This is a genomic window from Saccharothrix variisporea (genome assembly GCF_003634995.1).
Taxonomy (GTDB): Bacteria; Actinomycetota; Actinomycetes; order Mycobacteriales; family Pseudonocardiaceae; genus Actinosynnema; species Actinosynnema variisporeum.
Genome location: NZ_RBXR01000001.1, coordinates 1,541,701 through 1,561,747 on the forward strand (window position 1 = coordinate 1,541,701; position 20,047 = coordinate 1,561,747).

Consider the following 20,047-nt stretch of genomic DNA (forward strand, 5'->3'; position numbering starts at 1 on the left):
TCATCGGCCGGACGGGGAGGGCTGGAGTGGTGCGCGGATCGTCCAGCCCGCCGGGCGCCGACACGTCCGTCGCGGGCGTGGTCGAGTCCCGGTGGGGTGTCCGACCCGAACCCGCGATCGCCCGCTACGCCGAGCCGGGCTGGCAGCTGTCCCCGATCCCGATCGAGAAGCGCTGCCCGACGTGCGCGAACGAGCTGCACGGCCTGTACCGCTCGCACCCGCACCGGGGCAAGCAGCAGTTGCAGGCGGCCGTGGTGTGCGTGACGTGCCCGGCGTCGTTCACCCTGCGCGAGTTGCAGCTGTCGCAGAAGTCCGTGCTGGGCGACCTGAAGCCGGAGGCGGTGGCCCGGCGCGCGGCCGAGGACGCGCAACTGGCGGCGCTGGCCCGCGAGACCAGGGTCTTCGAACGCCCCTCGACCCGGGCGGAGGAACCACAAGCCGAGGAACCGGCCGAAACCGAGGACTCGCCACGGGAAACCGAGGGCTCGCCGCCGGGGATTGTCGGTCCCCCGGAGGAGGATGGAACCGGGGGCCGGAGGCCAAGCCCCGCCGCGGACCCGACGACCGCCGAGGCCGAGCCCGCGCGGCCGGTGCGGCGCATGTCGACCACGGTCATGGCGGCGCGCATCCGCTCGATCCTCGCCGGCTCCGAAGCCGTCCCGACCACCCAGGCCGACGACGCCCCCACCCTCCCACCGCACCTGCTCACCGACCCGGCCCCGGTGTGGTGGTGCAAGACCACCGACCCCACGCTGAAACCGCCCGCCGGCGTCGTCGGCGCCCGGGTCGTCATGCCCGACCGCCCCGAGTTCGACGAGCTGCGCGCCCTGCTCACCCAGGAGGGCGTCGAGCACCGGTCCCTCAAGCACTGGCTGGAGCAGGAGACCGTCTGCGCCCAACCCGGCGAACCCCTGCGCGCGACCGCCTGGCTGTCCGAGGTCGGCGGCATCGTCCCCGAGCGCTGCGAACCGACCGGCGACGACAAGGCGTGGGCCGCCCGTCTGGCCTTCGACGTCCTGTGGAAGCTGCACGACACCCCCGGCCCCGCGCCCGACCCCACCCCCGTCGAGGACCTGGTCCCGCCGGAGTACCGGCCGTACCTGCCCTTCCCCGTCCTCAACCCCGCCCAGACCCAGGCCGCGCCGCACATCCTCGACGACGACGCCCACCTGCTGATCACCGCGCCGACCGGTGCGGGCAAGACCGCGATCGGCATGCTGGCCGTCCTGCGCACGATCCTCGAAGAGGGCCGCAAGGCCGCCTGGCTGGTGCCCCAACGCTCGCTGACCGACGAGCTGGACCGCGAACTGGAGTCCTGGCGCGCCCAAGGCCTGCGGGTGGAGCGGCTGTCCGGCGAGTACGCCGTGGACGTCGAACGGGTCCGCGCCGCCGACCTGTGGGTGGCCACGACGGAGAAGTTCGAGGCGATCTGCCGGGCGGCCTCCCTCCAGGCCGCGCTGGGCGAGGTCGGCTGCATGGTCGTGGACGAGATCCACCTCCTGGGCACCCCCGGCCGTGGCGCGCTGCTGGAGGCGCTGCTGGCGCGGGTGCGCGGCGCGGACTCGCCGGTGCGGATCGTGGGCCTGTCGGCGACGGTGTCCAACGCGGCCGAGGTCGCCGAGTGGCTGGAAGCCGACCTGGTGGCCACGACCTGGCGGCCGTCCCGGGTCACCTGGCAGCTGCCGACCATCCCGGCCACGGCGGGGTTCGCCGCCGGCGCTCGGCTGCGGGAGCAGGTCGTGCTGGACCTGACCGCCCGCCACACCGCCGAGCAGGGCAGCGTGCTGGTGTTCTGCGGCTCCAAGCGCAACGTCCGCTCCACCGCGATGGCGATCGCGGCCGACCGGGGCGCACCCGTGCACACCGTGGCCGCCGACGACGTGGACGGCCTCACCAAGGTCTGCGCCGAGGTCGGCGTCCGGATGCACTACGCGGACTACGAGCACAAGCACGCCGCCGAGCGCGCCTTCCGCGACCGCAAGGCCGACGTGCTGGTGGCCACCTCGACCGTCGCCGCCGGCGTGAACCTGCCCGCCCGCGCGGTGATCGTGCGGGACACGACGGTCGGCGGCGAGCCGATGGACACCTCGATGGTGTTGCAGATGTTCGGCCGGGCCGGGCGGATCGGCGCGGGCGAGACCGAGGGCTGGTCGTACCTGGTCGTGGACGAGCACCAGCGCGCGTCCTGGCAGACCCGGCTGGTGGCGGGCTACTCGGTGTACTCGCGCATCCACGAGAGCCTGCCCGACCACGTGCTGGCCGAGGTGTTGCAGGGACGGATCACCAGCCTGGCCGACGCCGAGGCGTGGTGGGTGGAGACCCTCGCCTACGCCCAGGGCGACGACGCCCTGCAACCCGTCCAGGACGCGGTGGCTTTCCTCGTCGCGGAAGGACATCTGACCGAGCGGGACGGCGCGTTGGCGATCACCGAGCTGGGCCGGGTGACCGCGCGGATGATGGTGTCCACCTACACCGGCCACCGCCTGCGCTACGCCCTGGGCCTGCTGCCCGTGCCGCCGGACCCGGAGGCCGCCGAGGACGCGCTGGTGCTGGTGCTGTCGGTCGCCGTACGGGACCTGGCGGCCCTGCCCGTGCCGGACCAGGTGCGGCCGGCGGTGGCGACCGTGGTCAAGGCGGGCGGCCGGGCCTCGCAGGTGACCAACACGGCGTCGGTCAAGGGCCTGGGTTCGCAGACCACCACCGCGCCCGGCGACCTGGCCCGCGCCGGCCTGCTGCTGGCCGCCCGGTCGCCGCACCTGTTCACCGGCCGGACGCGGCGGGTCGCGGCGGGCATCCCGCTGACCACCCTGCACCCGGTGTTCGAGCAGGCGCCCCGGTTCCTGTCGTGGCTGGCGGCGCAGGGCGTGCTGGGCACGGTGCACCCGTGGATCGCGGTCGTCGCCGCCGACCTCGACCAGCGCGTCCGGTGGCGGTCGCTGACACCCCGGCGCGGCGCGGGCCGACTGCTGTGGCTGTGCGAGCAGATGGCGACCCGGGCGCGCGCCCACGACCTGGTGCCGGAGATGTGGCGGTCGGCGGTGGCGCGCGGGGTGCGGTCCCCGGACTGGCCACCGGGACGGCCGCCGACGGAGTGCGAACTGGACCAGGCCGGGTACACGGCGCTGCTGCGGGAACGGGTGACCGGCGCGGTGTTGGACGTCCGCGAGGACCGGGCACACGTGTCCGGCACGGTCGCGGCGCACGCGGTGGCGTGGCGGGGCAAGGAGTACGGGCCGTCGGTCTCGACGAAGGCCACGACCGAGGTGCCGTACCCCGATGGCGAGGACCCTGACAAGGGCATCGCGGTGTTCACGCGGAGGGGCGACTACCGGGCGTCGGGCTGGCTGAGCGCTTATGCGGCCCTGGCCGACGACGAAGCCCCCGCACCCGCGCCGAAGCCGTCCCGCCGGGGCCTGGGAGCCGTCCGCCGGGTGTGACCGGCATCACCCGTCCGCGCGGGCGGGTGGCGGTGTCTCCGGGGTGAAGGCAGTCGGAGAACCCGGAGGACCCGAATGACCGACCCTCGCGAGCAGGGCGCACCCCGCGAAGTCGCGGCATGACCGCTGACGCCGCCGGGGCGCAGTTCACCGTCGTGGCCGTGTCCGACGACGAGGAGTTCACCGCCTACGTCACCGCGGCCCTGCCCCGACTGCGCCGGCTGGCGTACGTGCTGTGCGGCGACGCCCACCGGGGTGACGACGTCGTCCAGATCGCCATCACCCGGCTCTACACGCACTGGCGCAAGGCCCGCGCGGCGGACGACCTCGACGCCTACGCCCGGACCGTGCTGGTGCGCGCGTTCCTCAACGAGCACCGCCGCCGCTGGAGCCTGGTGCGGCTGGTGGGCGGGTCCGCCGAACTCCCCCACCCGTTGCTGCCGCCGCCTGACGTCGAGACCCGCGAGGTGGTGTGGACGGCGCTGCGCCGGGTCCCGCCGCGTGCCCGAGCGGTGCTGGTCCTGCGGTTCGTCGCCGACCTGCCCGTGGCGGAGGTGGCGCGGAACCTGCGCTGTTCGGAAAGCACCGTGAAGTCCCAGACGGCACAGGGCTTGGCGGCGCTGCGCCGCCTGCTCGGGAAGGAGGACCGATGACCGACCTGCTGGCCCCCCTGCGAGACCTGGCGCCGCAGGAGCGCACCACCGTCGACATCGGGCGCGCGATCCGCACCGGCAAGCGCCGCAAGCGGACCCGCACCGGACTCGCCGCGCTGGCCGCCGCCGTCCTGACCGTGCTGACCCTCTCCCCCGCCCTGCTCAAGACGCCCGCACCCATCCCGGAACCGGCCGGCGCGACCGAGTTCGACCTGCTGCGCCAAGTGGTCCGCGTGGTCACGGCCGGCGGCTACACCCCCAACGTCTACCAGACTGGCCGCTACCAGCAGATCGTCACCTTGAGCCGCACCGACGACCCCGCCCTCCCCGGCGGCACCGTGACCGTCTTCGCCCGTGGCCGCCACTTCGAGCAGACCGGCCCCGGCTGGGTCCCGCCCGGCACGCCCGCGCCCGACGTCCACGGTCGCCGGGCGGTGTGGCCCGACCACGGGGACCTGGCCTGGGAGTGGTCGCCGGGGGCGTGGGCCGTGGTGGTCCTGGACGACGGCCGCCCCGACGAACGCGACCGAGCGCACCGGGTGGCGCAGAGCGTCCTGTTCGGTGCGGGCACGCCGGTCCGGGTGCCGCTCACCGTGGACGGCTCGACGTTCGGGCGGATGAAACTGGTCGGCGTGCGCATCGCGGCACGGCCGGGTCCGGAAATCGCCGCGCTCGTGTTCGCCGACAGCGACCTGCTCGGCCGGCCGGAGATCACCGCGACCCTGCACGACGACCACCGCCTCACCATCGAAGGCCCCGGCCCGGTCTCGGCGGTCACCAGCTCGGTGCGAGTGGTGGACGACCCGGCCAACCGGGAGAACTGGGTGCCCGACCCGGTCCGCTGAGAGGCCGGGCACCTCCTTGCCTCACAAGGTCAGCGTCCAGGTGTCGAGGGTGCCCACGTCCTGGGCGGCGGCGTCCTGCACGCGCAGGGTCCACGTGCCGGACCGGTTCTCGCTCGACAGGTCGACCGGGTAGGTCTTGTCGATGTTGTCGGTGCCGCCGCCCGACCGGTTGTGCAGCACGTACGCGCTGCCGTCCGGCGCGACCAGCGTCACCACGAGGTCGCCGATGTAGGTGTGCTTGATGTGCACCTCGACCGACGACGTCGGCGAGGCGGTGCCCTGGCACGTCAACGGGATCGTGGAGGTCACCGTGGTGTTGTCACCGATCGCCACGTCGGTGGGGTTGGTGCCGGTGCACGTGCCGCCGACCTGGTTCACCGTGAGGGTGAAGGTCGTGCTGCGGGTCGCCGACGCCGCCGTGCCGGTCAGGGTGACCGGGTAGGTGCCCGCGGGCGTGGAGCTCGACGTGGTGATGGCGACGGTGGCCGACCCGCCCGCCGTGACCGACGACGGGGTGAAAGTGGCCGTGGTGCCCGCCGGGAGGCCGGAAGCGGACAGCGCGACGGACTCCGCCATCCCCGACACCACGGACGTCGTCACGGTCGCGGTGGCCGTGCCGCCCGGGTCGACGGCACCCGAGGTCGGGGACGCCGAGAGCGTGAAGTCGTTGGCGGGGGCGCCGGACAGCCGGATCTGGTAGACACCCAGCCCGTAGGTGGCGGCCGTGAGCACTGTCTGTCCACTTGCGACGGACGTGGCCAGGTCGGTCACCGGCACCACCGGCAGACCGGTGCCCAGCGGGGACCAGTTGCCGCCGCCGTTGGTGGACACGAACGCGCCCACATCGCTGCCCACGTACAGGATCGAGCGGTCGAGCGGGTCCTGGACGACCTCGTTGACCGGCGCGTCCGGCAGGTTGCCGGAGATGTCGGTCCACGTGGTGCCGCCGTCGCCGGTCCGGAACACGTGCGCCAGGTCGGAACCGTTGCGGTAGCCCGACACCGTGACGTGGGCCAGGTTCGCGTCGGTCGGGTCGACGGTGACCCGCGTGACGAACCGCGCCGGCAGCCCGGCGGTGACCTCGCGCCAGGAAGCGCCCGTGTCGCGGGTGACCCACATCCGGCCGTCCTCGGTGCCCGCGTACACCACCCGCCCGTCGCTCTTGGCCACGCCGATCGCGCTGATCGTGGCCCAGGTGCCGTGCGTGAGGTCGGGGCTGATCACGCTGAAGGACTGGGCCGAGTTGGTCGACCGGTTGAGCCGGTCGCCGCCGTAGTACACGATCGCGGGGTTGCTCGGGTCCAGCACGACCGGCGTCAGCCAGCCGCGCCGCGAGGACGTGGTGCTGCCGAACGACGACGTCGAGTTGCCGCCGTCCGTGGACCGGACGCACGCGCCGTTCTGGGCGCACGCGTACACCTTGTTGTGGTTGGTCGGGTCGATGACGTTGGCCAGGCCGTCGCCGCCGTAGATCTGGCCCCAGCCCGCCCACGAGCGCACGGAACCGTTGTCCTGTAAGCCGCCGCTGATCCGCGTCGGGTCCTGCTGCGAGACGGCGACGGTGTAGAACTGCATGTTCGACAGGTCGCGGGCCTTGGTCCACGACCCGGTGAGCGAGCCGTTCTGGGTCGAGCGGTAGACACCGCCGTCGTTGCCGATGAACACCCGGCCGGACACCCTCGGGTCCACCGCCACCGCGTGCTGGTCGGCGTGGAAGGCCGAGCTGTTGCTGGTCCACGTGCCGCCCGCGTTGCTGGACTCCAGCATCGGCACGCCCGGCACCCACAGGTGGTGCGCGGTGGCCGGGTCGACGAAGATCCGGCCGAACCACCAGCCGTAGGACGACTGCGACGACGACAACGCGGTGGTGTTGGTGATCTTCGTCCAGGTGTCGCCGCGGTTGGTCGAGGTCCAGAAGCCCTGGAAGTTGCCGGTGGTGTCGGCGGAGATCACGTACAGCCGGGCCGGGTCGGACTTCGCGACCGCGATGCCCAGCCGGCCGTTGTTCGCGTCGGACGCGGGCAACCCACCGCCCAACCGCGTCCACGTCTGCCCGCCATCGGAGGACCGGTACGCGCCCGTCCCGACACCGCCGTAGGTCCGGCCCGCAGGGGTGCGGCTGTGGTCCCACAGCGCCGCGTAGACGTAGTTCGGCTCGGCCGGGCTGATCGACACGTCGATGCCGCCCGTGGTGGTGTTCACGCCGGCCAGGGCCTGCCGCCACGTCGTGCCGCCGTCGGTGGTGGCGTAGATGCCGCGCGGCCCACCGGGCTGGTAGAGCTTGCCCGCGGCGGCGACGAAGATCCGGTCGGGGTTGGTGGGGTCGATCGAGATGCGGCCGATGCGGTCGGTGCCGTCCAGGCCCAGGTGCTGCCAGGTGGCGCCGGCGTCGGTGGAGCGGTAGACCCCGTTGCCGGGGAAGGAGTACGACGCCGAACCGGGCGCGCCTTCACCCGTGCCGACGTACAGGGTGCCGTTGCCGCTCACGGCCAGCGCGCCGGTGGACTGGGGCAGGTCGCGGCTCCACGCGTAGGTGAACGTGGTGCCGCCGTCGGTGCTCTTCCAGACGCCGCCGGACGCCGCGCCCGCGTACACGGTGTCGGGCCGGGTGGGGTCGACGGCGATGTCGGAGATCCGGCCGCCCAGCCCCGGCCCCAGGGACTGCCAGGCGGCTTGGGCGGTCAGGGAGTGTCCGTCCCGCAGGGCTTTCGCCCCGCGGACCGCGCGGGCGAGGTTGGCGCCGATGTCGCCGGCGCCGGGGTGCAGGCGTTGGCGGGCGAACCAGTCGTCACTGCCGTTGGGGCCGAAAGGGCTTTCCTCCTCCTCTTCTTCTTCTTCGCCGAGGGAGCCCACTACACGGTCGGCCGTGTCGGGCAGGGCGGCGGCGGGTAACAGGAGCAGGGAGATGCCGATGAGGGCGATGACCGATATGCGACGCATGGCGGTCCTTCCAGCGAAGGCAGGGGTGGCGCACATGGTCCCGCCGGTCCGGCACGCCGGGTAGGGCCGAATTGCGGGTGCACGGGGCCGCCGCGGTGGCCGGTCAGCCGCCGTTGCGGCGGGCGCGCAGGCCCTCCGCGACCACCGCGCGTTCCTCCTCGGTGACCTGGTCGCCCGCCGGCGGGCGCTGGGCCAGCAGCCGGGCCAGGGCGTCGGCGAGGTCCGCGTGCCGGACCACCCCGTCACCGCGGCGCGCCACCGCCACCGCCGCCCCGATCACCGCCCGCTTGATGTCGCGGCCCACGACGTCACCGGTCTCCGCGAGCGCGGCCGGGGAGACGTCCTCGGCCAGCGGCAACCCGGTGGACAGGTGGGCCGCCCAGATCGCCTCGCGCGCGGCGCGGTCGGGCGCGGGGACCAGCACGTGGTGCAGGCGGCTGCTGATCGCCGGGTCGTAGGAGCGCACCAGGTTCGTCGCGAACACCACCACGCCCTCGTGCCGGTCCAGGTGCTGCACGAGTTCGCTGCGCAGGGTGTTCACGGCGTGCTCGGCGCCCTGCCCGACGCTCTCGAACCGCCGGGACAGCAGCGATTCGGCCTCGTCCACGAACAGCACGGCGTCCGCCCGCTTCGCCGCCTCGAACAACGCGGTCAGGTACTTGCCGCCTTCGCCGTGGTACTTGCTCTCCAGCTGCGAGGTGCGGGCGGGCAGGAGCGGTTTGCCCAGGTGGGCGGCGAGGGCTTGGGCGATCATGGTCTTGCCCGTGCCGGGCGGGCCGTGCAGGCCGATGGCGGTGCGCGGGTGCGGTTCGACGGCCCGCAGGCCCCACGTGTCGAACACCAGGTGCCGCAGGCGCACGGCGTCGACGGCGCGGTGCAGCTCCTCCAGGGTGTCCGGCGGCAGCACGAGCCGGCTGAAGTCGTGCGCCGGCGGCACCACCCGGAAGTACGACATGCGCTGGTCGAGGTCCAACGCGTGCTCCTGGGCTTGCGGCGGCGCGCCCTCACGGCGCACCACCAGGCTGATCTCGCTCAACCCGGTCTCGTCGAACAGCTCGCGGGTGCCGCGGGTCAGCCGGCTCCGGAACGCCGCCGCCGCGACCGGGGGCAGGTCGGCGGGCAGGCCGAGCACCTCCAGCCGGTACTGGTCGTCCAGCACGCGCAACTCCCTCCTAGGACGTGTAGACGACGACCCGGTTCGAGTCGCCGAAGCGGCGCCGCACCTCGGGGTCCAGCCGCGAGGTCCGCCAGGTCCGGGTGTGCCGCGGGGTGCCGCGGTCCAGGACGTTGGCGACGACCTCGTAGTGGCCGGTCTCCAGCTCGCGGCGGATGAGTTCGCCGAGCGTGCCGGGGGTGCGGTGGCGGTCGAACCACAGCTGGACCTCCCGCCACGCCAGCACCGCCACCACCGCGAGGGCCGCGACCACGCCCAGCACGGCCGCGGCGGCGTCGTGCTTGCGGCGCGGCCGGCGGAACAGCAGGTACAGCACGAGCACGAGGACGGCGAGGAACACCACGGCTTCCACGTCCGGCTCCTCAGGTGTAGACCGCGAGGTCGTCGCGGGCGTGGGCCCTCGCCAGGCGCGGGTCCAGCCGGTTGGCGTTGACCCGGCGGGCGTCGGTGACCTGGCCCGTGGCCTCGTCGAAGATGCCTTGCACGATCGTGTAGGCGCCGTTGTCGAGCTGCTGCCGCAGGGTGAAGGCGATGTCGTCCTCGTCCATCACGGCGTGGCGCCGCACGAACCAGTCCACGACCGCCGCGAACGCCAGCACGACGACGGTCAGCACCACCTCGATGATCAGCCCGGCGAGCGCGGACAGGATCAGTTCCAGCACGTCGGTGACTCCTCCTCGGTCAGTCGAACACGATCAGGTCGCGGTCGCCGAACAGCTCGCGCAGCTCGTCGTCGCAGTCCCGGGCGAGCACCACGTGCCCGCGCACCCGTCCGCGGTCGTCCAGCGGGTCGCCGTCGGGGCCGAGGAAGGCGAGTCGGAAGGCCCACGCGCCCGTCCGCCGGCGGCGCAGCAGCACCCCGCGGTGGGCGTCGGGCGGCCGGTTGGCGACCAGGTAGCCGACGACCTCCCGGTAGGACAGCACCCGGTCGGGCACGGCGTCCTCCGCGGCCCGCCGCAGCAGCGCGTCGGCCATCCCCAACCACCGCCGTGCCAGGCCGGACAGCCCGCCCTCGTGCTCCACCGGCGGGGTGGTGCGGGGGTGGTCGGTCGGTCCGGGCGGTTGCCGCGGGGGCGGTTCGGGCTTCCGGGCGGGGGTCTGGAAGGGCGGGTCGAGCGGGGTGGGTTCGTCGGTCATGCGGGTTCCTCACGTTCGCGGTCCGGGACCGATTCGTTATCGCGGCGCGGGTTGCGATCGAGGGCACTCGGACGAACCACTGGGTGGGTCCCTCGACGCAACCGACCGTATGAGGACCGCGCACCACCCGGAACCACAGAAAACTGTGGGGTCCCACGAGAGGGAGTCCCGTGCCACCGTCCCGCTCCCGCCGCGAGCTCAAGGCCAGGCTCGGCCACCACCTGGCCCCCGCCACGACCGCCGCCGACGTCCTGGCCCGCGCCGCCGACGCCCTGCTGTGGGCGGTGCCCGCCGACGTGTGGTGCGGCGTCCTGCTCGACCCGTCCACCCTGCTGGACACCGGCGGCGTGCACCACGAGGGGTTCCCCGCCGACGTCATGCCCCGGCTGTTCGAGATCGAGCACGTCGAGCAGGACGGCGTGGACAACGTCCGCGTGCTGGCCCGGCGCGAGTCCCCGGTGAGCCTGCTGTCCGCCTCGACCGGGGGCGACCTGGCGTCGAGCACCTACTACCGCGACATCCTCGCGCCCCTGCGCCTGGCCGACGAGATGCGCGTGGTGCTGCGCGACGGCGCCCGCACGTGGGGCCTGCTGGTGTGGTGCCGCGCGACCACCCCGTTCACCGCGGCCGACCTCGCCGCCGCCCACACCGTCGTCGCACCGGCCACCGAGGCGCTGCGCCGGTCGTTCCTGCGCCAGGGCACCGACACCGGCGCCGTCGTGGACGGCACGGGCCTGGTCGTGGTGGACGCCGACCAGCGCATCACGCACAGCACCAGCACGGCCGACCGCCTGCTCACCGAACTCCAGGAGGACGGCCGAGCGCACCACGCCACCGACTCACCGCACACCCTGCGCGCCCTGGCCGCGCGAGCCCGCACCACCGGCCCGCGCGGCAGCGTCCGCTCGCACGCGAAGACCCGGTCGGGCACGTGGATCTCCCTGACCGCCTACGCGATGCCCGGCGACGGCTCGGTCACCATCTCCGTGGGTCCACCCGACCTCACCGAGCTGACGGCCATCGTCCTGGACGCCTACGCCTTGAGCCCCCGCCACCGGGAGGTCACCGAACTGGTGCTGCGCGGGCGTTCCACCGAGGAGATCATGGCCCAGCTGCACCTGTCCCGGAACACCCTGAACGGCTACTTCACCAAGATCTTCGACACGGTCGGCGTCCGCAGCCGCAGCGAACTGGCCGCCCGCGTCTTCCAACGCCACTACCAGCCCCACCTCGCCCACCCCCCGCTCGCGCTGGACGGCAGGCTCCTGCTCACCTGACGTCCACAGTGGACCGCCGGCACCGGCCACCCGATATTCGTTCGCCGGCCCGCCCGGGGCTGCGGCAGCATGTCGTGGCAACCCCACAAAACCCCGGCGGAGGGATACCCGTGCCCGAATCGCCCGACCCCGCGGACACCCCACCGCGCGAACGCAAGACGGCGGTCCTGCTGGCACTGCGCTACTACGGCCGCGAACTGGTGCGACAGAAGGCGATGGCCGCACCCGCCCTGCTCATGCCGGCCCTCGGCAACATCGGCATCAACTACCTCGCACCCCTGGTGGTCGCCGCGCTGGTGGGCCACCTCGCCGACGGCGGCGACCACACCGCCGCCTCGGTGCTGCCCTACGTCCTGGCCTTCGCGGGCGTGCTGCTGCTCGCGGAGTTGTTGTGGCGCATCGGGATCCACTGCCTCAACCGCACCGACGGCCGCGGCATCGAGCGGTTGAACGTGGTGGGCATGGACGAGCTGCTGGCCAAGGACGCGGCGTTCTTCCACGACAACTTCGCGGGCTCGCTGACCAAGCGGGTGCTCGGGTTCGCCTCGCGGTTCGAGGAGTTCGTGGACACGCTGGCGTTCTCGGTGATCGCCAACCTGGTGCCGCTGGTGTTCGCGTCGGTGGTGCTGTGGCGCTACGACCCGATGCTGGTCGTGGTGCTGGTCGGCCTGATCCTGGTGACCGGGTTCGGGGTCGCGCCGCTGGTGCGCCGCCGCCAGCGGCTGGTCGACGACCGCGAGGCCGCCTACGCCCGGGTGTCCGGGCACGTGGCCGACACGCTGACCAACATGGAGACGGTCCGGGCGTTCGCCGCCGAGCACCGCGAGGCCGCCGAGCACCGGGCGCGGGTCGCGGAGTCGCGGCGCCTGGCCATGCGGTCGTGGGACTACGGCAACCTGCGCATCGACACGCTGGTCGCGCCGATGTCCGTGCTCACCAACGCCCTGGGCCTGCTGCTGGCGGTCGGCCTGAGCGACGGGCTGGGCGTCGAGGCGATCCTGGTGACGTTCACCTACTACTCCAGCGCCACGCGGATCATGTTCGAGTTCAACCAGATCTACCGGCGCCTGGAGAGCTCGCTGACCGAGGCGGCCCAGTTCACCGAACTGCTGCTGGACCCGCCGACCGTCCTGGACCCGCCCGCGCCCGAGCCGTTGCGCGCCTCCGCGGGCGACGTCCGGTTCGACCGGGTGGACTTCGCCCACGCGCCGGACAAACCCCTGTTCCGGGGCTTGGACCTGGACATCCCGGGCGGCACGAAAATCGGCCTGGTGGGGCGGTCCGGCGGCGGCAAGACCACGCTGACCCGGTTGCTGCTGCGGCTGATGGACATCCAGGGCGGGCGCATCCTGGTCGGCGGCCAGGACATCGCGCAGCTGCGCCAGGCCGACCTGCGCGGTCTGATCGCCTACGTGCCGCAGGAGCCCGCGATGTTCCACCGGACGCTGCGCGACAACATCGCGTTCGCCCGCCCGGAGGCCACCGAGGAGGAGATCCAGCGCGCCGCCCGCGCCGCCCACGTGACGGAGTTCGCCCACACCCTGCCCGACGGCTTCGACACCCTGGTCGGCGAGCGCGGCGTGAAGCTGTCCGGCGGGCAGCGCCAACGGGTCGCCCTGGCCCGCGCCATCCTGCGGGACGCGCCGATCCTGCTGCTGGACGAGGCGACCAGCGCGCTGGACTCGGAGAGCGAGATCCTGGTGCAGGAGGCCCTGTGGCGGCTGATGGAGGGCCGCACGGCGATCGTGGTGGCCCACCGGCTGAGCACGATCGTCCGCATGGACCGCCTGGTCGTGCTCGACCAGGGTCGCATCGTGGAACAGGGCACGCACGACGAACTGCTCCGCGAACAGGGCACCTACGCCCGCCTGTGGCACCACCAGTCGGGCGGGTTCCTCACCGAGGAGGAGGAAGAAGAACACCCCGTGGTGAGGACTGCGGAGCAGACGCCGGTCTAGCCACCGCACCCCGACCGATCGGCCGGCCGGACTCGCGTTCGCGGGCTCGGCCGGCCGAGTCGTTCCGGCCGAGCCGCATCACCGGCCGTCCGCTTCCCGGAACCTGCGGGCCGCCGCCGCGCCGGCCGTGACGTCCCACCCCGAGGCCCCGACGACGGCCGCCACCAGTCCCTCGTCCACCGCACCGTCGGCCGCGACGAGGGCGTCGATCGCGGCCGCGTCGGGCTCGGCCCCGGCGAGGCCGAGTGCGTCCCGCGCGAACTCCGTGATCGCCTCGCGGCAGCGCCGGCCGTCCAGGGCCGGCAGGTCGACCGACTCGAAGCCGTCGTCCAGGTCGTACTCGGCGCGGTACCACCGGCCGCCCTCGTAGCCGTAGGCGAAACCCACCCAGCGGCCGTCGTCGACGACCGCCCGAACCGGCGGGGACCACCAGTCCGGCGCGCCCGCGAGCAGGTCGGTCTCGTCCTCCTCGAAGTACTCGGCGGCGTTGGCGTAGTAGGTCTCGGAGTACTCGTGGTCGTGCCCGAGCAGCACCGCCCGCCCACCGCCGACGTGGTGCAGGTCCGCCCAGTTGCCGCCGCCGTCGTCGTAGTGCCACACCGGTCCGTCCGCGTGGCAGTTGTCGCCCCAGCCACGCGCGGCGCACACAGCGGCGAAGGCGGCCCACCGGCCACGCATCCGCAGCGGGTCGGGCAGGTCCACCTCGACCAGTCCCATCCGGGCTCTCCCCTTCCTCACATTATTGCCATAGAGTTGCAACTAGACCACACGACGGAGGACCCATGACCGGCTTCGCCCCGCTCGCCCTGACCGACCTCGTCCGCCGCTGGGAGCGCGGCTGGCGCGAGTGCCGGGGCTGGGCGACGCCCGAACAGGCCCGGGGCGGCCTGCACTCGATCCAGGACCAGGCCACCCGCTACCGCGAGATCATCGCACTCCACGACGACGAGACGACCGTCCGCACCCTCGGCGAGGAGGCCGCCGCGGCGACCAGGACGACCTGGGTCACCGTCGCCACCACCAGTCCGGACGAGGTCGCACACACCCTCCGCGCGGCGGGCCTGAAACCCCGCGACACCCCCGAGTACCTGATGACCCGCACCCTGGCCGCTCACCCGACCCGCACCCCCGCCGTCCCCTACCGGGTCACCACCACCACGACCGGCGCGGTGCTCAAGGCCGAGGTCCACGACGGCGAGGCGGTGGCGGCGAGCGGACAGGCCTCGGTGGTGGACGGCCACGCGGTGCCCGACAAGATCGAGACGCACCCGGACCACCGCCGCCGCGGCCTGGGCACGGTGGTCATGGGCACCCTGGTCACGGAGGCGGCCGCCGTGGGCGCCCACACCGGCATCCTCGTCGCCAGCCCGGACGGCCAAGCCCTCTACACCTCACTGGGATGGATCACGGCCGCCACGGTCGTCATCGCCACGAACGTCTAGCTCGCGTACCAGTCCGCGCGCCTCCTCCCGACACACCTCGCTCCACCGGGCCAAGTCCCGAGCCGCCCGCCGCCGAACATGCCGCGCGACCCCCTCGTCCCGCGCCACCGCCCGAACCGCCACCACCGCCTTCTCCCGCAACGGTGGCCAGAGGCCGACCACGTCCACCGCAGATCGCACTCGCACGTTCGCCGGCAGTCCGGGGTCCACCGCCATCACGGCCAGCTCGACCGCAGCCTCCGCCGGTTCCAGCCGACCGACTCCCACGCGTGCCCGCGCGCGGAGGATGGGCCTGGCGGTGTCCCGGAAACCCTTCAACAGCGCCATCGCCTCCCTCCGCCACGCCGGCGCGGAGTCCAGCAGCTCGAACGCCGCCCTGATCCGGATGGCGACCGGGACGTCCTCCCCGGTCGCCATCGCGCGCAACACCGCCACGGCCTTCTCCCGGCCCGGCGCCCCCAGCCGGGCGAGGTCGTGCGCGACCCGGCGCCGCAAGGCGGGCTTCTCGGCGGGATCGGTCGCGATCGCGTGCAACAAGGAGACCGCCGCCGCGCGGTCGGCCACGTCGTAGGGCACCAGCTTGACCGCCGCCTGCCACCGGACAGCGGAGGCAAGGCCGGCGTCGTCGCGCATCACCCGCACCGGACCCAACCCGTCGGTCTTCCGCAACGCGAACCGGATGCGCACCCGCTGCACGTCCGACACACCGGTCACCGCTTCCCGCAGGAACCCCGCCACCGACTCCGGTAGGACCCGCGCGACCTCGGCGACCATCAACGCCGTCTCGACCCGTTCCCGCAACGACAAGGACCCGTCGAAGACCTCACGCTCCGCCTGCGCCACGACCTGACGCCACTGCGCCGCTCCCAGCCCGGCCAACGCCTTGCGGGCCTTGCGCGATCCCATGCCGGACAGCAGACGGGTCGCCTCGGGCAGGAACCGGCCGGACAGTCCTGCCAACTCGGTCGCCGCATCGACCCGCTCCCCGGCGGAGGTCTCCGGCCCGGCCAGCACGTCACGGATCTCGGCCTCCGCTTCGGGCGCCAACGGCAGGTCGTCCCACAGGTCGGGGCGGGGCACCCGCACGGCGAGCGACAGCGAACGATCGGCCAGCAGGTCCCGCTCGACCTCCGTCCGCCGAGGCCGCTCCAGCGGGCCCACCAGCCGGTGCGCCCGTCGCCGGACACTCGGATGCGTCAACGCCTCGACTGCGAGCCTCTCGACCTCCGCCTCCTCCGCGACGAACAGGCTGCGCAGGCGCTCCACGCACCTGGCCCGCTCGACCGGCCGCGCCGACCGGTCCGCGGCACCGGACCTCAGCAGCGCCAACGCGGACGGCACGTGCTCGGACTCGAAGTGCGCCATCAAGTGAGCGACGAACGCGCGCTCATCGAGCAGCTCATGGCCATCGACCGCGACGGCCCGGAAGTACGCGCGCACCGCCTCGACACCGGCCGGGTCACGTCGTGCCACCTCGATCAGCGCCGTGCACCGGTCGGGGGCGCTCAGGTGTTCGTCGCCCGCCAGCCGGCGCAACTCGTCCAGCCCGCCTTCCGCCCCCAGGTCGTGCAGCAGTCCGGCCGCCGACACGCGGAGCCACTGCGGTGTGTCGGGGTCCGCGTACGAGGCGCGGAGCAGGGGCACGACGTCGGCACCGGTTCCGGCCAACTTCGCGACTCGCTGGCGGAGGCCCACCGGGTTGTTCTCGCGGTCGGCGGGCTCGAACACGGCGGCAGCGAGTTCGTCGGCCTCCCCCGGCACGCACCGCGCCAGCAGCACGGCCGCATCCGCTCGGGTGTAGCGATCGGCGGAACCGTCCGCCAGGACACCCCGCAGCGCGGCCACGGCCTCCGGTCGGTCGCCGAAACCGAGCACGTCCAGGGCGGCCACCATCCGAGTCGCCACCGCGCTCGCGACGGCCCGGGGCACGAGCTCGCACAGCACGTCCGCGACCCGCGCCCGCAACGCCACACCGACGTAGGCCAGGGTCCTCGCCAGGTAGAGGAAGTCGAAGGAGGTCTCCGCGACCGAGCGGATCATCGCGCACACCAGGTCCACAACGGCCGGGTGGTGGCTCCGCCCCAGCTGCAGCAGGGGGTAGATGGCCGCCAGCCGGCTCCGGAAACTCGCGGAGTCGTCCGCCAGGACACCGAACAGGACCCGTGCGACCCGGTCGTGCTCCTCGTCGGACGAAGGCAGACCGGCGGCGTGGAACATCTGGCCATAGCCACTGCGGCGGACGGTGTCCTCGAACACCGCCAGCGCCTCCTCGCGCAGCTCGGAATCCAGGTCCACCAGCGCCGACCACGCCCGCAGGACCGTGCCCGAGTTGATCGCAGTGCGCACGATCGCGAGCAAGCACCGTTTCGCCTCCTCGTGGAACTCCGGCCCCGCACGGACCAGCCGCTCGGCCACGGTGCACCGGTTCTCCTCAGCCAGGCCCGATGCGGTGAGCCGCCAGCGCAACTCGCGCAACGCCTCCGACCGGTACGGCTCGGCGTACTCGGTGAGGCGTCCCCAGATCCAGATGCGGTCTCCCTCGGTCATTTCGGGCGCGGTGGCCAGGCGCAGCAGTTCGGCGGCGGACTCGGCGACGTGTTCCGGGCCGAGGTCGTTGAGCGCTTCGGCGGCCGACCGCGCGACACTGACCGTCGTTGCTCCGTCCGCGATCACTGCCCGCAGGTGTGCCGCCGCCTGCTCGCGCCGCCGCACGCCCAGCCCGCCGAGCTGCTTCGCCCAGTGCAGGCGGTCGTTCGGGGTGAGGAAGGGGTTGGCGAGCGCGGCGACGACCAAGTCGGCCGCTGCCCTTCGGTGTTCCTGTCCCAGTTCGGCGAGGACGCCGGCGAAGTGGGCGCGGTCGTATCCGGAGCGGCGGTGGTCTCGGGACAGGGCGGTGAGGGCGGTGGCGGCTTCGGCGTTGTGGTCCGGGCCCAGGGAGGCCAGGCCCAATGCCGCGTCGCGCCTGCCCGCGGTGCTGTTGACCGGGTCGGTGAGGATCGCGCGGAAGACCTCGGCACCTCGTTCGTGGAACTCCGCGCCGATCTCGACCAGGCCCGTGGCCGCTTCGACCAAGTCCGCCGGAGGGGTGGTGCCGTCGTCGACCAGGCGGGTCAGGGCCTCCACCGCGTCGGTCCGCGCCCCGCGGCCGAACGCCGAGAGGATCACCGCCGCTGTCCGGCAGCGGTAGCCGGAGGCCAGCGGGTTCTCCAGGACCGCGCGCAACCCGCGTTCGGCCGCCGCGCGTTCAGTCTCGCCGCAGTCCGCCAGGGCTTGGGCCGCGTCCAGTCGCTCGCCCACCGATGCGTCGGGGTCGTCCACCAGCGCGGTGAGGAAGGCGACCGCCTCCGGGGTCCGGTCGCCGCGCAGCCGGGTCGCCAGGGCGGATGCGGCCTCGATGCGCGAGTCGGGTGGGGCGGAGTCGGTGCGCATCAGCCTGGTGAGCCAGTCGGACAGACCGGGGTGGTGGGTGGCGCGGCTGGCCTGGGCGAGGATTTCCGCGCACGGGTACAGGCTGGTCATCGCCCAGCCCCACACCGTCTCCAGGAAGGCGTCCACGACCGACGCGCTCGCGGGCACGCGCCTGGCGAGCAGGCGGGCGGCCAGGAGGTGGTGTTCGGCGTCGCCGGCGTGCAGGCGGCTGATCAGGGGGTCGGCTTCGGTGGGGCGCAGGTGGGTGTGGTGCAGGAGGACCGATCTGGCGAAGTGGCCGCGTTCGCGCGGTCGGGCCGCGTACAGGGTGCGGACGAACTCGGGGTGCTCGGGATCGAACGCGGCGGGCAGGTCGCGGGCGATCGAGGTCGCCGCCAGGTGTTCGGCGAAGCTGTGGTGCAGGAAGCGCAGGTCGCCGGTGCGGATGATCAGCGGGCCCACGGAGACCAGGAAGGCGGTCAGGGCGTCCGGCCAGTCCGGGGGCAACGCCCTCGCAGCGACGTTCGTGCGGACCCAGTCGCGGGCGGCGTCCAGGAGCGAGCTGTCGGTTTCCAGGCGGATGCGGCCCAGGTGTTCCAGCAGGGCCTCGCGGTGGTCTTCGAACGGGCCGGTCGGGGTGCGGGCCGAGCGGAGGAAGGCCAGGTAGGACTCGTAGAGCTCGTACTGGTTGTCCGGGAGCGGCCGGTCGGACCGCTGTTCGAAGATGATCGCCGCGATGGTGGCCAGCAGGGGCACGCGGACCAGTTCGTCCAGGTGGGCGGCGCGGATCTGGCGGACGAAGCGGTGGGCCAGGTCCGGGTCGTCGTCGGCGAACCAGTTGTGGGCGAAGGAGAGCAGGGCCTGGTCGTCGAACGGCTGGAGCTCGTAGCGGGCCGCGCCGATGCGGTGCAGCGGGGCCAGGGCCCCGCCGTCCACCGGACGGGTCGTCACCATCACCCGGTAGGGGGCGTCCCCACCGGCCCACGAGGCCAGCACGGTGACCAGGCGGTCGCGGTCGGCGCTGTCGGCGACCTCGTCCAGGGCGTCCACCAGCAGCAGCCAGCGCCGGCCCGCCACGCGCTCGGCGAGCAGGTCGGCGGTCACGGGCGCGCGGAGCAGGGCTCCGTACTCGGCGTGCGCGCTGTCGGCCAGGGCCTGGGAGAAGGGCAGGTCGAGGCGGCCGGCCAGCTCGCGGGCGGGCAGGCGCAGCGGCACGACCTCCTCGGTGATCGGGTTCTCCCCCGTGCCGCACCACCAGCCGGCGAGGTCCGCGGCCAGCCGCAGGGACAGCGTCGACTTGCCCTGGCCCGCGCCACCGGTGACCAGCAGGTGGTCGTCGCCGTCGAGCGCCTCGCGGACCGTCCGGGCCGGCGGGCGCACCGCCACCCGCACGACCGGCGCGCGCGGCACCTCGACCAACTGCCCGTGGCCGTCCACGATCGGGGTCGGCCGGGGCGCCTCGGTGCGGGGCTCCTCGACGCCGGCGCCGAGGTCCTGGCGCACGTACACGGTGGCCAGCGACGGCCGGCGCGCGCCGCGCAACTGGTAGGGCAGTTCGTGCGCGGCGCTGACCTGGGCGTGCAGCAGCGACCGGACGGCGGCCGGCAGCAGGCCGTCATCCGGCGGTGGGGCAACGGGCACGTGGAAGTGGACGCCGCCCTGGATCACGCCCGCTTGGACGGTGGGGGCGTGCACGCCGCCGGTGACGTGGTTGGCGATCTCCTGGTCCACGGAGGCATGGTCCCACGCCCCCTGACCGCATTAATGCGGCTCAGC

General features: G+C 73.6%; 13 protein-coding genes. 6 read left to right on the top strand and 7 right to left on the bottom strand.

What is annotated here, in order from left to right:
- Positions 1-29: 29 nt before the first annotated feature.
- The 3 genes from DFJ66_RS06620 to DFJ66_RS06630 all read left to right on the top strand — a co-directional run bounded on the left by DFJ66_RS06620 (position 30) and on the right by DFJ66_RS06630 (position 4,935).
- Positions 30-3,437 carry a DEAD/DEAH box helicase gene (locus DFJ66_RS06620; RefSeq protein WP_246029612.1) on the top strand — a complete coding sequence of 1,136 codons (3,408 nt, stop codon included), beginning with the start codon at positions 30-32 and terminating at the stop codon, positions 3,435-3,437.
- A gap of 119 nt (positions 3,438-3,556) precedes the next feature.
- A complete protein-coding gene (locus DFJ66_RS06625; RefSeq protein ID WP_121218935.1) occupies positions 3,557-4,090 on the top strand; it encodes a SigE family RNA polymerase sigma factor in 534 nt (177 codons plus the stop codon).
- Positions 4,087-4,935: a hypothetical protein gene (locus DFJ66_RS06630; RefSeq protein WP_121218937.1), complete on the top strand. Its 849-nt coding sequence runs from the start codon at positions 4,087-4,089 to the stop codon at positions 4,933-4,935. Before DFJ66_RS06625 ends, DFJ66_RS06630 begins: the two co-directional genes overlap by 4 nt.
- A 21-nt stretch (positions 4,936-4,956) precedes the next feature.
- Here DFJ66_RS06630 and DFJ66_RS43350 read toward each other — a convergent pair whose 3' ends face one another.
- The 5 genes from DFJ66_RS43350 to DFJ66_RS06655 form a co-directional block, all read right to left on the bottom strand.
- A complete protein-coding gene (locus DFJ66_RS43350) occupies positions 4,957-7,875 on the bottom strand; it encodes a proprotein convertase P-domain-containing protein (RefSeq protein ID WP_121218940.1) in 2,919 nt (972 codons plus the stop codon).
- A gap of 103 nt (positions 7,876-7,978) precedes the next feature.
- On the bottom strand, positions 7,979-9,034 hold the full coding sequence (locus tag DFJ66_RS06640) for an ATP-binding protein (RefSeq protein ID WP_121218942.1): 1,056 nt from the start codon (positions 9,032-9,034) through the stop codon (positions 7,979-7,981).
- 13 nt (positions 9,035-9,047) lie between these two features.
- Positions 9,048-9,401 (bottom strand): hypothetical protein, encoded by a 354-nt coding sequence (locus tag DFJ66_RS06645; protein ID WP_121218944.1) that lies wholly within the window; start codon positions 9,399-9,401, stop codon positions 9,048-9,050.
- Between the two features lie 10 nt (positions 9,402-9,411).
- The gene (locus tag DFJ66_RS06650) at positions 9,412-9,711 is read right to left on the bottom strand and encodes a hypothetical protein (RefSeq protein ID WP_121218946.1); all 300 of its coding nucleotides are present in this window, start codon (positions 9,709-9,711) and stop codon (positions 9,412-9,414) included.
- Positions 9,712-9,730: 19 nt separating this feature from the next.
- Positions 9,731-10,186 (bottom strand): hypothetical protein, encoded by a 456-nt coding sequence (locus DFJ66_RS06655; protein WP_121218948.1) that lies wholly within the window; start codon positions 10,184-10,186, stop codon positions 9,731-9,733.
- Between the two features lie 170 nt (positions 10,187-10,356).
- Here DFJ66_RS06655 and DFJ66_RS43355 point away from each other — a divergent pair, with 170 nt between their 5' ends.
- Together DFJ66_RS43355 and DFJ66_RS06665 are read left to right on the top strand one after the other, a co-directional pair.
- Positions 10,357-11,463: a helix-turn-helix transcriptional regulator gene (locus DFJ66_RS43355; protein WP_121218951.1), complete on the top strand. Its 1,107-nt coding sequence runs from the start codon at positions 10,357-10,359 to the stop codon at positions 11,461-11,463.
- A 110-nt stretch (positions 11,464-11,573) separates the two neighbouring features.
- Positions 11,574-13,421 carry an ABC transporter ATP-binding protein gene (locus DFJ66_RS06665; protein WP_246029613.1) on the top strand — a complete coding sequence of 616 codons (1,848 nt, stop codon included), beginning with the start codon at positions 11,574-11,576 and terminating at the stop codon, positions 13,419-13,421.
- 78 nt (positions 13,422-13,499) lie between these two features.
- On the opposite strand, the gene DFJ66_RS06670 is transcribed toward DFJ66_RS06665, so the two are convergent.
- The gene (locus tag DFJ66_RS06670; RefSeq protein WP_121218953.1) at positions 13,500-14,138 is read right to left on the bottom strand and encodes a proteophosphoglycan 5; all 639 of its coding nucleotides are present in this window, start codon (positions 14,136-14,138) and stop codon (positions 13,500-13,502) included.
- A gap of 65 nt (positions 14,139-14,203) precedes the next feature.
- Between DFJ66_RS06670 and DFJ66_RS06675 the strand changes: the two genes are divergently transcribed.
- Entirely contained in the window at positions 14,204-14,863 is a 660-nt protein-coding gene (locus tag DFJ66_RS06675; protein WP_121218955.1) for a GNAT family N-acetyltransferase, read from the top strand.
- Here DFJ66_RS06675 and DFJ66_RS06680 read toward each other — a convergent pair.
- Complete coding sequence (locus DFJ66_RS06680; protein WP_121218957.1) at positions 14,813-20,002, bottom strand: NACHT domain-containing protein; 5,190 nt, start codon at positions 20,000-20,002, stop codon at positions 14,813-14,815. The genes DFJ66_RS06675 and DFJ66_RS06680 overlap by 51 nt on opposite strands.
- Positions 20,003-20,047 lie beyond the last annotated feature (45 nt).